The 13,780-nt window shown below is 69.4% G+C and carries 12 protein-coding genes; 10 read left to right on the forward strand and 2 right to left on the reverse strand.

Features of this window, described 5'->3' with window-relative positions; translation table 11 throughout:
* Window positions 1-985: serine/threonine-protein kinase (locus tag D0D37_RS42775; RefSeq protein ID WP_244223877.1), on the reverse strand; the 985-nt coding region annotated here is incomplete at its 3' end.
* A gap of 268 nt (window positions 986-1,253) precedes the next feature.
* Between D0D37_RS42775 and D0D37_RS42780 the strand changes: the two genes are divergently transcribed.
* The 5 genes from D0D37_RS42780 (at window position 1,254) to D0D37_RS42800 (ending at window position 8,258) form a co-directional block, all read left to right on the forward strand.
* The gene (locus D0D37_RS42780; protein WP_208720537.1) at window positions 1,254-3,119 is read left to right on the forward strand and encodes a methylmalonyl-CoA mutase family protein; all 1,866 of its coding nucleotides are present in this window, start codon (window positions 1,254-1,256) and stop codon (window positions 3,117-3,119) included.
* Complete coding sequence (gene scpA / locus D0D37_RS42785) at window positions 3,116-5,284, forward strand: methylmalonyl-CoA mutase (protein ID WP_116206280.1); 2,169 nt, start codon at window positions 3,116-3,118, stop codon at window positions 5,282-5,284. Before D0D37_RS42780 ends, scpA begins: the two co-directional genes overlap by 4 nt.
* A 3-nt stretch (window positions 5,285-5,287) precedes the next feature.
* Complete coding sequence (meaB, locus tag D0D37_RS42790) at window positions 5,288-6,277, forward strand: methylmalonyl Co-A mutase-associated GTPase MeaB (RefSeq protein ID WP_116206281.1); 990 nt, start codon at window positions 5,288-5,290, stop codon at window positions 6,275-6,277.
* A 189-nt stretch (window positions 6,278-6,466) separates the two neighbouring features.
* Window positions 6,467-6,781 (forward strand): hypothetical protein, encoded by a 315-nt coding sequence (locus tag D0D37_RS42795; protein WP_116206282.1) that lies wholly within the window; start codon window positions 6,467-6,469, stop codon window positions 6,779-6,781.
* 190 nt (window positions 6,782-6,971) lie between these two features.
* Complete coding sequence (locus tag D0D37_RS42800) at window positions 6,972-8,258, forward strand: amidohydrolase (protein ID WP_116206283.1); 1,287 nt, start codon at window positions 6,972-6,974, stop codon at window positions 8,256-8,258.
* A gap of 606 nt (window positions 8,259-8,864) precedes the next feature.
* On the opposite strand, the gene D0D37_RS42805 is transcribed toward D0D37_RS42800, so the two are convergent.
* Window positions 8,865-9,317, reverse strand: coding sequence for a gamma-glutamylcyclotransferase family protein (locus D0D37_RS42805; RefSeq protein ID WP_208720538.1), 453 nt, complete (start codon window positions 9,315-9,317; stop codon window positions 8,865-8,867).
* Window positions 9,318-9,450: 133 nt separating this feature from the next.
* On the opposite strand from D0D37_RS42805, the gene D0D37_RS42810 reads away from it, so the two are divergent.
* The 5 genes from D0D37_RS42810 to D0D37_RS42830 form a co-directional block, all read left to right on the forward strand.
* Window positions 9,451-10,854 (forward strand): NAD(P)H-quinone dehydrogenase, encoded by a 1,404-nt coding sequence (locus D0D37_RS42810; RefSeq protein ID WP_116206285.1) that lies wholly within the window; start codon window positions 9,451-9,453, stop codon window positions 10,852-10,854.
* Between the two features lie 77 nt (window positions 10,855-10,931).
* Window positions 10,932-11,384: a hypothetical protein gene (locus D0D37_RS42815; protein ID WP_116206286.1), complete on the forward strand. Its 453-nt coding sequence runs from the start codon at window positions 10,932-10,934 to the stop codon at window positions 11,382-11,384.
* Between the two features lie 197 nt (window positions 11,385-11,581).
* The gene (locus D0D37_RS42820; RefSeq protein WP_208720539.1) at window positions 11,582-12,226 is read left to right on the forward strand and encodes a hypothetical protein; all 645 of its coding nucleotides are present in this window, start codon (window positions 11,582-11,584) and stop codon (window positions 12,224-12,226) included.
* A 58-nt stretch (window positions 12,227-12,284) separates the two neighbouring features.
* A complete protein-coding gene (locus D0D37_RS42825; RefSeq protein ID WP_116206289.1) occupies window positions 12,285-12,869 on the forward strand; it encodes a class F sortase in 585 nt (194 codons plus the stop codon).
* Window positions 12,870-12,963: 94 nt separating this feature from the next.
* A partial coding sequence (locus D0D37_RS42830; RefSeq protein WP_162834753.1) for a VOC family protein occupies window positions 12,964-13,780 on the forward strand: 817 nt, incomplete at its 3' end.

Here is a 13,780-nt window from a genome sequence, read left to right on the forward strand (position 1 = left end):
TTGTATAGGGGACAGGCGGGGGAGCGGGGGTGAAGGCGGGTGCCGAGCCGGTGTTTCCCGAGCGCATGAACGGCAGCGGGCCCGGGTCCGCTGCGAGGGCGGCGGGCTGATCGAGGGTCTCGGGCTTCGGGGCGACCGTTTTGATCACCTGGGTGTCAGTGGCGTCCAGGTGTGCGGCCGTCTTCTTGCCGTCTGGCGTGCGGAACAGTTCTGGGCCGAACAAGTCCAGCGCGGCCTTGTTCTGCATGGGGTAGAGGCGGTGGCGCACCTCGCGCAGCGAGATCCGCTTCTCCGGCTCCTTCTTCATCAACGCGGTGATCACGTCGGCCAGCGGGCCCGGCTTCGGGCGCGGGACCTTGCCGTTCACGACCTTGCCGACGGTTTCCAGCGGGTCGCCGTCCGCGTCGTACGGGGGTGCACCTTCGACCGCGGCGAACAGCGTCGCGCCGAGGCCCCACAGGTCGGCGTTCGGGGTGACGGCACCGCCCGAAGCGACCTCTGGCGAGATGTAGGCGGGCGAACCGAGCATGATGCCGGTCCTGGTCATGGTGGCTTCGGAGACGTTGCGGGCGATGCCGAAGTCGGTGAGCTTGATCCGGCCGTCGCTGGCCACCAGGACGTTGCCGGGCTTCACGTCGCGGTGCGTGATGCCTGCGTCGTGGGCTGCTTCGAGCGCAGCGGCGACCGCGATGCCGACTGCCGCGGCCTGTGCGACAGTCAGGGGTCCGTGGTCGCGCAGCAGGTGCGCGAGGCTTCGCGACGGCAGCAGTTCCATCACGACGAACGGTGCGTCGTTCTCGCGGGCGACGTCGTGCAGGGTGATGACGTTCGGATGCGACAGCACCGCGATCGCGCGTGCCTCGCGCAGCGTGCGCTCGCGCAGTTCGTCCGCCTGCTCGGCCGGGATGCCCGGCGGCACCTTCATCTCCTTGACCGCGACCGGGCGGTGCAGGAACTCGTCGTAAGCCGACCAGACCGTGCCCATCGACCCGGACCCCAGAACCGACCGCAGCCGGTAGCGCCCGGCGACTACCCGCGGCTGGTCGCCGCCGGTCGACGGCCCGGCTTTCGCCGAGCCGGTGCTGTCGGTGTTGCCGGGCTGGTCCAGGTCGCTGTTCTCCGAGGGCACCCCATGATTGTGGCCCAAGCCGCCGACACTCTTCGACTCAGCACCGCTACCCCTGAGTTCACCCGTACGGGGGGCGAGCAGAGTCACAGGTGCGGGTGGTGGCCTGCCTCTACCATCACTGGGTATGACGAACGTGGCTGGTCCGGAGTCGGCGCCGCACTCCGAGCCCGGGCTCGCGCTCGCGGCGGAGTTCCCGACCGCGGACCGCGCCCAGTGGCAGGAGCTGGTGGCGGGAGTGCTGCGCAAGAGCGGCAGGCTCCCCGAAGATTTCGCGGGTGCGCCGGAGAGCAAGCTCGCCTCGCGCACCTACGACGGCATCGAAATCCAGCCGCTATACACGTCTGACGACTCTGGCGGCGACCTCGGCTTCCCGGGGCTGCCGCCGTTCGTGCGCGGCACGCGGCCGGAAGGGGTCGTCGACACCGGGTGGGACATCCGGGTCCGTCACCAGCGCGAAGACGTCCGCGCGGCCAACGCGGCGATCCTCGCCGACCTCGAAGGCGGCGCGTCTTCGGTGTGGCTCCGGCTCGGCGAGGGTTCGCTGCCGATTTCCGCGCTCGCGGACGCGCTGAACGAGGTGTACGTCGGCCTCGCGCCGGTCGTCCTCGACGCCGGTCCGGAGTACGAAACCGCTGCTCAGGCGCTTCTCGACCTCTTCGCCGAGCGCGAGGTCCCGGCCAGCGAAGCCGTCGGCACGCTCGGTGCGGACCCGCTCGGCACCACGGCGCGCACCGGGCAGGCGCTGCCGCTCGGCCCAGCCGCCGAATTGGCCGCGAAAGTTGCCCCTAAGTACCCCAAGGTCCGCACGATCGTCGCCGACGGACTGCCGTTTCATGAGGCAGGCGGCTCCGACTCGCAGGAACTCGGCGCGACGATCGCGTCCGGCGTCGCGTATCTGCGCGCGCTCACCGAGGCGGGCCTGGACATCGCCGCGGCGGCCGCGCAGCTCGAGTTCCGGTTCGCGGCGACCGCGGACCAGTTCCTGACCATCGCCAAGTTCCGCGCCGCGCGCCGGCTGTGGGACCGGGTTCTCGAAGTCTCCGGTGCGGCGGCGGACGCGCGCGGGATGCACCAGCATGCGGTCACGTCGCCGTCGATGTTCACCCAGCGCGACCCGTGGGTGAACATGCTGCGCACCACCGTTGCCTGCTTCGCGGCCGGGGTCGGCGGCGCGGACGCGGTCACCGTGCTGCCGTTCGACGCGGCCATCGGCCTGCCGGACGCGTTTTCCTCGCGGATCGCCCGCAACACCAACGCGATCCTCATCGAAGAGTCGAAGCTGGGCAACGTGATCGACCCGGCGGGCGGCTCCTGGTACGTCGAAAAGCTCACCGACGAACTCGCCGAAGCCGCGTGGCGCGAATTCACCGCGATCGAGGCGGCGGGCGGCATCGAGGCCGAGCTGGCGTCCGGCGCGCTGGCCGGACGCCTGGCCGAGACCTGGGAGAAGCGAGCGAGCCGTCTCGCCACCCGGCGTGACCCGCTCACCGGCGTCAGCGAGTTCCCGAACCTGGAGGAAAAGCCGGTCACCCGCGAAGCGGTCCCGTCCACTGTGGACGGCGGGCTGCCGCGGCACCGGTACGCCGAGGAGTATGAGAAGCTGCGCGACGCGTCCGACGCTTACCTCGCCAAGCACGGCGAGCGGCCGAAGGTTTTCCTGGCCACGCTGGGTCCGGTCGCTGCGCACACTGGCCGCGCGTCCTTCGCGACGAACCTGTTGCAGGCGGGCGGCATCGAGGCGGTGAACCCCGGCGCGACCGACGATCTGCCCGGCGCGTTCCGCGAGAGCGGCGCGAAGGTCGCCTGCGTCTGCGGCACCGACGCGGCGTACGAGGAGCAGGCCGCGTCCGTCGCGGCGTCCCTCGGTGCGAAGCAGGTTCTGTTGGCGGGCAAGGGCACCTACGACGGAATCAGCGGCAATTTGTACGCCGGGTGCGACGCGCTCGAAGTCCTGACCAGCCTCCACGCACAGCTGGGAGTCTCCGCATGAGTATCCCCAACTTCGCCGACATTTCCCTCGGCACCCCGGAATCGGGCGACCGAGACGCGTGGGCCCAGGCGGTACAGGAAGCCACCGGCAAGGGCCCGGACGCGCTGGCCTGGGAAACCCCCGAGGGCATCGGCGTGAAGCCGGTCTACACCGCCGCCGATCTGTCCGATGTGGACTTCCTGGGCACGTACCCGGGCATCGCGCCGTACCTGCGCGGGCCGTACCCGACGATGTACGTCAACCAGCCCTGGACGATCCGCCAGTACGCCGGGTTCTCCACCGCGCAGGAGTCGAACGCCTTCTACCGTCGCAACCTCGCGGCCGGGCAGAAGGGCCTGTCGGTCGCGTTCGACCTCGCCACCCACCGCGGCTACGACTCCGACCACCCGCGCGTGTCCGGCGACGTCGGCATGGCGGGCGTGGCGATCGACTCGATCTACGACATGCGCCAGCTGTTCGACGGCATCCCGCTGGACAAGATGTCCGTCTCGATGACGATGAACGGCGCGGTGCTGCCGGTGCTCGCGCTGTACGTGGTCGCGGCCGAGGAACAGGGGGTGAAGCCGGAGCAGCTCGCGGGGACGATCCAGAACGACATCCTCAAGGAGTTCATGGTCCGCAACACCTACATCTACCCGCCGCAGCCGTCGATGCGGATCATCTCCGACATCTTCGGCTACACCTCGCAGCACATGCCGAAGTACAACTCCATCTCCATCTCCGGCTACCACATGCAGGAGGCCGGAGCTACCGCCGATCTGGAGCTGGCGTACACGCTCGCGGACGGCGTCGAGTACATCCGCGCGGGCGTCGAGGCCGGGCTGGACGTCGACAAGTTCGCGCCGCGGCTGTCGTTCTTCTGGGCGATCGGCATGAACTTCTTCATGGAGGTCGCGAAGCTGCGCGCGGCGCGACTGTTGTGGGCGAAGCTGGTTAAGCAGTTCGACCCGAAGTCGCAGAAGTCACTGTCGCTGCGTACGCACTCTCAGACGTCAGGTTGGTCGCTTACCGCGCAGGACGTCTTCAACAACGTCACGCGTACGTGCGTCGAGGCGATGGCCGCCACCCAGGGGCACACACAGTCGTTGCACACCAACGCTCTCGACGAAGCGCTGGCGCTGCCCACCGACTTCTCCGCGCGGATCGCGCGCAACACACAGCTGTTACTGCAGCAGGAATCCGGCACCACGCGCGTCATCGACCCGTGGGGCGGCAGCGCGTTCGTCGAGAAGCTCACCTACGACCTCGCGCGCAAGGCATGGGGCCACATCACCGAAGTCGAGGGCGCGGGCGGCATGGCGCGCGCGATCGACGAAGGCATCCCGAAGCTGCGTATCGAAGAGGCAGCCGCGCGTACGCAGGCGCGCATCGACTCGGGACGACAGCCGGTCATCGGCGTGAACAAGTACCAGGTCACCGACGACGAGCAGATTGACGTGCTGAAGGTCGACAACGCGGGCGTACGCGCACAGCAGTTGGAGAAGCTGCGTCGGCTGCGCGAGGAGCGCGACCCGCAGGCAACCGAGGACGCCCTGCGCCGGCTCACCGAAGGTGCGCAGAACAACGGCAACCTGCTTGAGCTGGCCATCAACGCCGCGCGCGCGAAGGCCACCGTCGGCGAAATCTCCGACGCGCTGGAGAAGAACTGGGGCCGCCACTCCGGCCAGATCCGCACGATCTCCGGCGTGTACCGGGAAGAGGTGGGGAAGTCGGACAACGTCGAGAAGGCCCGCGAACTGGTCGACAAATTCGCTGAAGAGGAAGGCCGCCGCCCGCGCATCCTCGTCGCGAAGATGGGCCAGGACGGCCACGACCGCGGCCAGAAGGTGATCGCTACCGGCTTCGCCGACCTCGGCTTCGACGTCGACGTCGGCCCGCTGTTCTCCACCCCGGCCGAGGTCGCGCGCCAGGCGTCGGAAGCCGATGTGCACGTGATCGGCGTGTCCTCGCTGGCCGCGGGGCACCTCTCGCTGGTGCCCGCGCTGCGCCACGAACTGGCCGAACTGGGCCGCGAGGACATCATGGTCGTGGTCGGCGGCGTGATCCCGCCGCAGGACTACCCCGAGCTGCGCGAAGCGGGAGCGGCGGCGATCTTCGGCCCGGGCACGGTGCTCGCGGACGCCGCGATCGACCTGCTGCAGCAACTGGCCGCGCAGGAGTCCTGAACCTTGCCGCGGCGGATCGACGTCGGCGAATACGCCAAGGGCGTGCTCGCGGGCGACCGGGGGACCCTGTCCAAGGCCATCACGCTGGTCGAATCGCACCGGGAGGACCACCGGCGGCAAGCCCAGGAACTGCTGGTCGAGCTGCTCCCGCACGCGGGCGGGGCGAAACGCGTCGGCATCACCGGCGTACCCGGAGTCGGTAAGTCGACATTCATCGACCAGCTCGGCACCGACCTCACCACGGCCGGGCACCGGGTCGCGGTGCTGGCCGTCGACCCGTCCTCGACCCGCACCGGCGGCTCGATCCTCGGCGACAAGACGCGGATGGCGCGGCTGGCGGTCGATCCGAAGGCGTTCATCCGGCCGTCGCCGACGTCCGGCACGCTCGGCGGCGTCGCCCGCGCCACCCGCGAGACGATCGTGCTGATGGAGGCGGCCGGTTTCGACGTCGTGCTGGTCGAGACGGTCGGGGTCGGGCAGTCCGAGGTGACCGTGGCGAACATGGTCGACTGCTTTCTCTTCCTTACCCTCGCGCGCACCGGCGACCAGTTGCAGGGCATCAAGAAGGGCGTGCTGGAACTCGCCGACGTCATCGCCGTGAACAAGGCCGACGGCCCGCACGAACGCGACGCCAAGCGCGCCGCGCGCGAACTGCAGGGCGCGCTGCGGATGATCTACGGCAAGGACGCGCTCTGGACGCCGCCGGTGCTCACGTGCAGCGGGCTCGAAGGCAGCGGTCTCGACGAGGTGTGGGCGGCGATCGGCAAACATCGCGAGGTGCTCACCGAATCGGGTGATCTTGGCGAACGGCGCAAACGACAGCAGGTGGACTGGACCTGGTCGATGGTCCGCGAGCAGCTGCTCGACCGGCTCACCGCGCATCCGGCGGTCCGCGCGCAGGTAGCCGACGTGGAACAAGCGGTGCGCGACGGAGAACTCACCGCCACGCTGGCCGCGCAGCGGATCTTGGCCGCGTTCGCCGACCCGTCGTGAACTTCCCTTCTTGAACGTTGTCCAAGAAGGGAAAACGCGGTGCGCACAAGTGTCTTTTGACCGTCTCGGGGGCTTGTTGCGCTCGACGGTCGTCAGCGCGGGGCGAGCGGACCCGCCTCCACCGCGTGGCGGCTGACGCGCTCGCGCTTCGGCGGGCACAATGCACGGTGACGGCGTAGAAGGGAAGTCATGGCGAAGGTGCGGGGACTGCTGCTGGCCGGTTTGCTGGGCGTGCTGCTCACCGGAGCGCTGCCGGTGGCTGCGTCCGCGGCGACCTCGGCTCCCGCCGCGGTCACGGTGCCGGCTGAGACGGCGATCACGCAGGTGAACGCGGTCCACCAGGCACCGCCCGGCCCGGTGCTGGACCCCACGCAGACCGACAAGGCCAACGCCGACAAGACGAAGAAGAACCTCATCGCTGGCGGGGCCGCGGTAGTGCTGCTCGCCATCGTGTTCTTCGGCCGCCGCCACCGCATCAAGCGCCGCAAAGCCCAAGGCGGCTGAGCTTTTCGTCGTTCACCCTGGCCGAACTTCGTCAGCCGTTCGCCGCAGATCTTCTACCGGCCGTCTTTGTCGCCGCGCCCGGCCCCGCCTCTTGCCACCTGCATGGTGCACGATCGACTGCAATGCGTAAGACAGATCGATCGGCACGTTGCGTGTTCGCCTGCGCTCGTGTTGCGGGAGGAGGTGCGGCGTGACGGTGCTGGATTCACGGCCGGACGTTCCAGGTGACCACAACCCGATCGCGGCGCCCGGCGCGCTGCTGAGCGAAGCCGGCGTCAGCATGGCTCCGGTGGAAGACCTTGGCGCGGGCCGCGGCCCGTTCTGGCTGGACGACTGGCTGCGCGCGAACGCGACCGACGTGCTCGCGTGGCGGCGGCACATCCATGCCCACCCCGAGCTGTCTCGCGACGAGTACGCGACGACCGAGCTGATCGTGTCGCTGCTGCGCCGGGTCGGGCTCAAGCCGTGGGTGCTGCCCGGCGGCACCGGCGTGGTGTGCGACATCGGCAAGGGCGAGCGCTGCGTCGCGCTGCGCGCGGACATCGACGCGCTGCCGCTGACCGAGGACACCGGCCTGCCGTACTCCTCGACCACCGAGGGCGCGGCGCACATGTGCGGCCACGACGCGCACACCGCGATCCTGCTCGGCGCCGGGCGCGCGCTCGCCGGCGCACCTGAGCTGCCCGGCCGCGTGCGGCTGATCTTCCAGCCCGCGGAGGAGGTCATGCCCGGCGGCGCGCTGGACATGATCGCCGCGGGAGCGCTGGAAGGCGTCGAGCGGATCTACGGCCTGCACTGCGACCCGCGGCTCGAAGCGGGCAAGGTCGGCACCCGGGTCGGCGCGCTGACGTCCGCCGCCGACCTCATCGAACTGCGCCTGACCTCGCCCGGCGGCCACACCTCGCGGCCGCACCTCACCGCCGACCTCGTGTACGCGCTCGGCACGGTCATCACGTCGCTGCCGTCGGTGCTGTCCCGCCGCGTCGACCCGCGGTCCGGCACGGTGCTGGTCTGGGGCGCGGTGCACGCCGGACAGGCCGCGAACGCGGTCCCGCAGGACGGCGTCCTGCGCGGCACCCTGCGGACCGCCGACCACGAGGTGTGGAAGGCGCTGGAGCCGCTCGTCGCGTCGTCGGTCGAATCGCTGCTGGCCCCGAGCGGCGTCGGCTTCTCGCTCGACTACCGGCGCGGGGTGCCGCCCGTGGTCTCCGATGCGGAGTCGACCGCGCTGATGCGCGCCGGCGTCGAGGCGGCGGTCGGCGAAGCGGGGCTCGCCGGGACGGAACAGTCGTCCGGCGGCGAGGACTTCGGCTGGTACCTGGAGCACGTCAGCGGGGCCTTCGCCCGGCTCGGCGTGTGGTCCGGCCCGCCCGCTCCGCAGGCCGACATCCACCGCCCGACGTTCGTCCTCGACGAGCGCGCGCTGCTCGTCGGAGTCCGCACTTTGGTGCACACCGCACTGGCCTCGCTGGCCTGAGTTATCCACAGGCTTCGCGTCGATGTGGATAACTCAGGCGGGTGAGAGGTACCCCTCGTGCGGGGGTGTCAGCGGGGAGTCACGCGCTGTGGTCTAGACCGCTGAAGGCGACGCTTGAGACCGCTCACCTAGAGTAATTTCGGACTTTTGCGCTGCCCGGGTTCGGCGGTTGGCAGTTGCTCACCTGTGATGGATTTCGTGTTGCGCGGCAACGGCTTTGGCGGAATCAGTGGCCTTCCGCGCTGATTCTCTGTACTGAATTTTGCCGTCGTATGTGGTGACGCGCTGCGATTTTTCCTGCGCGCTGAGGTGCTGGATGCCCGTGTGGGTGAGCCTCTGCCGTGTGGTATTGGGCGGCTGTCCGGCGGGGCCGTGGATAGTCCGGAGACGCAGAGTTATCCACAGGGTGGTGTCGCTGGGGACAACTTTCGGCCCTCTGCTAGGGCGGGTGTGGATGACTCCAGAAACGAGCGTTCGGAGAGCCTGCGGCGAGGTCGGGACGGCCAATTTGGTTCGCCTCTCGAACGGCTGAAAGGCCGTGAGGGGAACCCTGAGGGACTCAGAGTTCGTGAGGGTTCCCCTCACGGACGGTCAAGACGGCAAGCGTCAGCCGCTGATCCCGGTGCACGGCCGGGTGCGCAGATCGTCCACGTAGTCCACTGGGGCGCCGGCCGCCTCCGCGGCGTCCGCGAGCACCCCGAGATACCGCGCCGAGGGCAGGCCGCCCTCGTAGGCGTCCAGGACGTACAGCCAGGCCAGCACCGGCCCGTCCATCGTCTGGACCCGCAGCCGGATCTTCGTGTGCATCCCCAGCTCGCCACCTTCCCAGCGGTCGAGCCGTTCCTCGTCGAGCGCGGTCACGTCGTAGGTCACCACGAACACCCGCGACGACGGGTCCTCGACGATGGTGGCCAGCGCGCCTTCCCACCCGATGTCCTCGCCGCCGAAGGTCAGCCGCCAGCCTTCCAGCCAGCCGGTGCCGGCCATGGGCGAGTGCGGGGCGCGCTCCAGCATCTGGGCGGGCTCCATGTTGGATCCGTAAGCGGCATACAACGGCACGCGGCACAGCCTAGCGACCCAGGTTCGCCTCGATCGGATGCACATGCCGTGTCCGGGCACTTCGCTTGCCGGTCAGGTTCGCCGCGTAGGGTCAGGACCACCGCCAAGCACGTGTGACATAGGAGGACCCCAGGTGACCAGGATCGTGATCATGGGCGGCGGCCCGGCGGGCTACGAAGCCGCCTTGGTCGCGGCGCAGCACGGCGCCGACGTGACGATCGTCGAGCGGGACGGCCTGGGCGGCGCCTGTGTCCTCTACGACTGCGTGCCTTCGAAGACGTTCATCGCCTCGTCCGGCGCGCTCGCGAAGATGCACGACCTCGGCGAACTCGGCATCAACACCGACCTCGCGGACACCACCGTCGATCTCCCGACTGTCCACGGACGGGTGAAAGGCCTCGCGCTCGCGCAGTCGGCCGACATCCGTGCTCGGGTGCAGCGTGAAGGCGTGCGCGTGATCACCGCCGAAGCCCGCTTCGCCGACGACGAGCCGGGTCTGGCCACTCACACGGTGGAGATCGCGCACTCCGACGGGAAGGTGGAATCGCTGTCCGCCGACGTCGTGCTGATCGCCACCGGGGCGACTCCGCGCGTGCTGCCCGGCGCGGTGCCGGACGGCGAGCGGATCCTGGACTGGCGTCAGCTGTACGACCTGACTGAGCTGCCCGAGCACCTCGCGGTGATCGGATCTGGCGTCACGGGTGCCGAATTCGCCTCCGCGTACACCGAGATGGGCGTGAAGGTCACCGTCGTGTCCAGCCGCGACCGCGTGCTGCCGCACGAGGACGCCGACGCCGCCGCGGTGCTCGAAGAGGTCTTCACACAGCGCGGCACGACAGTGGCCAAGCAGGCCCGTGCGGAACGCGTCGAGCGCACCGAGAAGGGCGTCGAAGTTCACCTGGCCGACGGTCGCGTGATCGAGGCAAGCCACGCGCTGATGACCGTCGGATCGGTCCCGAACACCGCCGACATCGGCCTCGACCGCGTCGGCATCGAGCCCGGTCCCGGCGGCTTCATCGCGGTGGACCGGGTGTCGCGCACGAGCGTCCCCGGCGTCTACGCGGCGGGCGACTGCACCGGCGTGCTGATGCTCGCGTCCGTGGCGAGCATGCAGGGCCGCATCGCGATGTGGCACGCGCTCGGCGAGGGCGTCGCGCCGATCAAGCTCAAGACCGTCGCGGCGAACGTCTTCACCCACCCGGAGATCGCGACCGTCGGCATCAGCCAGCAGGCGATCGACTCCGGCGAGGTTCCCGCGCGCACGATCATGCTGCCGCTGGCCACGAACGCGCGCGCGAAGATGGAAGGCCTGCGCCACGGTTTCGTGAAGCTGTTCTGCCGTCCCGCCACCGGTGTGGTGGTCGGCGGCGTGGTGGTCGCGCCGTCGGCGAGCGAGCTGATCCTGCCGATCGCGCTGGCCGTGCAGAACCAGCTGACGGTGGACCACCTCGCGCTGACGTTCTCGGTGTATCCGTCGCTGTCCGGCTCGATCACCGAAGCGGGCCGTCAGCTCATGCGGCACGACGATCTGGACTGATTTTCTCCTCAGGGCAACCCCGTGCCGCACACCGCGTCTTGCGGGGTGAAGACGGGTGGCACGGGGAAGGAACGAGGGTGCGCAAGAGCGCGATTTTCGCGGTGATGGCGGCGATCGGACTGGCCGGGACAGCGGTTCCGGCAGTAGCGGCGGACGGTCCGGCTCCTGATCCGGTGACTGTGCAGCTGAACCAGGACACCGCGGTGCTGCACGGCCAGGTGAACGCCTACCAGCGCGGCTCGGACCCGAACCTGGCGCTCGCCTACTGCCCGGGGGCCAAAGCGGGTACGGCGACGTTCAGCTCGCCCGCGCTGAAGTTCTCTCAGTACTTCTACGGCGAGATGGTCGGGGTGAAGGCCACGATGAGCGCGAGCGCGGACCTGGTGCCCGGCACCAAGCCCGGCAGTTATCCGCTCACCGTCACGTGCGACGGGAAGCAGTACAACGCCATGTTCACCGTGCCCGCCGCGCAGGTGTCGCGGGTGCCCCAGGGCGCGGCGAAGGCGGGCGACGGAAGCCTCGCCAGCTAATCGTCCATGCTTCGAAAAACCGCCGGAAAATTGTTTCCGGCGGTTTTTTCGTTCCCGGGGCAACCCCGCGGCGGGCGGAGGCGTCTTGGTTGTTGTCGGAACGAAAACGCCCGGGCCGCAGGGGGAACTGCTGGCAGGGCGCGGATTCGCCGCTGCGAGCGCGCGGCGGGAATTGCATTTTCATCAAGGGGAGTGTCATGAAGCGTACCGTTGTTTTCTCCGCCCTGGTCGCCGCCGGAATGCTTTCGGCCGCGCCGGCTTTCGCCGCCGAGGCGCCCACCACGCCGCCCGCGTCGAGCACTGCCGCTCCGTCTTCCTCTCCTGCTACTGAGGAACCGACGGACGAGAACCCTGGTGTCCCGAAGGCATTCATCCGGGTGCTGCCGTCGTCCGGCCACGCTGGGGACCGTGTCACGGTGCGCGTCGGCTGCGAAGCCTCGGAAATCAAGAACCTGAACTCGGCGGCGCTGCAGTTCGGCAAGCTGCACCCGGTCGGGACGCAGAACGACCCGTCGAAGGCTCCGATCTCGCAGGGCACCGCGACCGTCCGCGCCGGGGTGAAGCCCGGCGTGTACAAGGTGGCGTTTTCCTGTGGCAGCGCCGACCTCACCACGAAGTTCACCGTGCTGGGCGCGAAGCCCGCTCCGCAGCCGAAGCCCGCTCCCGCCGCGCCGAAGCAGGTCAGCAAGGTCCCGTCCGGCGCGCCGCAGACCGGTGGTACGGACGGTCCGGTCGTGGACAACCAGTCGAACCTCGGCCTGCCGATCGCGGCCGGCGCGATGGGCGTGCTCGCGCTCGGCGGCACCGGGTTCGTGGTGGCGCGTCGTCGCCAGCGTGGCTGACTAGTCTCCTGGGCCTGGCTGCTTTTTCGCGGCCAGGCCTTGGCGGATCGGGGGAATGATGATCAGGAAGACAATCGCCGCGACGGCCGTCGCGCTCGCCGCGCTGCTGGCCGGATGCTCGGTCGGCTCGACGACCGCGGCACCCGCTTCCGGCGTTCCGTCCGCTTCGTCGGCCGCGATGCCGAAATCGGAGCCGGTGTCGCTGGACATCCCGCGCATCGACGCGCATTCCAGCCTGGTGCCGCTCGGCCTCAATCCCGACAATTCGGTGCAGGTCCCGCCGGTCAGCAAGCCATTGCAGGCCGGTTGGTACGAAAACGGCCCCACGCCCGGCGAGGTCGGGCCCGCGGTCGTGCTCGGGCACGTGGACGGAAACAAGCAAAAAGGGATCTTCTACCGGCTCAAGGAAATGAAGCCGGGAGACGACGTCGACATCGCCCGCCGCGACGGCACCACCGCACACTTCGAGGTGACCAAAGTGGACCAGGTGCCCAAGGACGTCTTCCCGAGCGACGCGGTCTACGGGGACACTTCGGACCCGCAGCTGCGCCTGATCACCTGCGGCGGCGCGTTCGACCGGGCCGAGCACAGCTATGTGGACAACATCATCGTGTACGCCCACCTGGTGAACGGCGGACACTGAGCGGGCGATTGAACGGGCATTGAACAAGACGCCCCCGATTTTGTCGGTCCCCGGTGCGACACTGTGGCGGTTGGCACAATTCTGGGAGGCAGACATGATCACCAGGACTGAACCGTGGCCCGCGGGCACCCCGTGCTGGGGCGACTTGATGGTGCCTGACCGCGACAAGGCGGTCACGTTCTACCAGGGTCTCCTGGGCTGGACAGTGGAATCCGGCGGCCCGGAGACCGGCTTTTACGGAATGGCGCAGATATCCGGAAAACCGGTGGCGGGCATCGGCCAGACCCCGCCGGAGCAAGCGGGCATGCCGCCGATGTGGACGACGTATCTGTCAGTGTCCGATGTGGACAAGACGGTCGCCGCGATCGCGGAAGCGGGCGGGCAGGTCATCGCCCCGCCGATGGACGTCCTGACCGAGGGCCGGATGGCCATCGCGACCGACCCGACCGGGGCGACGTTCGGCCTGTGGCAGCCGGGAAGGCATTCCGGGACCCAGGCCACGCTCACGCCCGGGGCGCCCGCGTGGAACGAATGCATGACGCGGGATTTCGCGGCGGCCAAGCAGTTCTACGGGGATGTGTTCGGGTACGGCTTCGGGGACATGTCCGGGCCGGGGTTCACATACGCGACGCTGGACGTGGACGGCCGCCCCGTCGGCGGCCTTGGCGAGCTGTCGGCGGACAGCCCCGGTCAGCCTGGGTGGATGACCTACTTCTGGACGTCAGACGCGGACCAGTCGGCGGCCCGGATCCCGGAGCTGGGCGGGACGGTGGTGAACCCGCCGGTGGACACCCCGCACGGCCGGCTGGTGGTCGCGGTAGACGACCAGGGGGCGGGGTTTTCGTTGATGGCGCCCAACGCCCAGTCGGGGAATCCGGACGGGCTGGCTCTTATACCCATGTTACGACACT

It is taken from the genome of Amycolatopsis circi (genome assembly GCF_003385235.1).
Taxonomy (GTDB): domain Bacteria; phylum Actinomycetota; class Actinomycetes; order Mycobacteriales; family Pseudonocardiaceae; genus Amycolatopsis; species Amycolatopsis circi.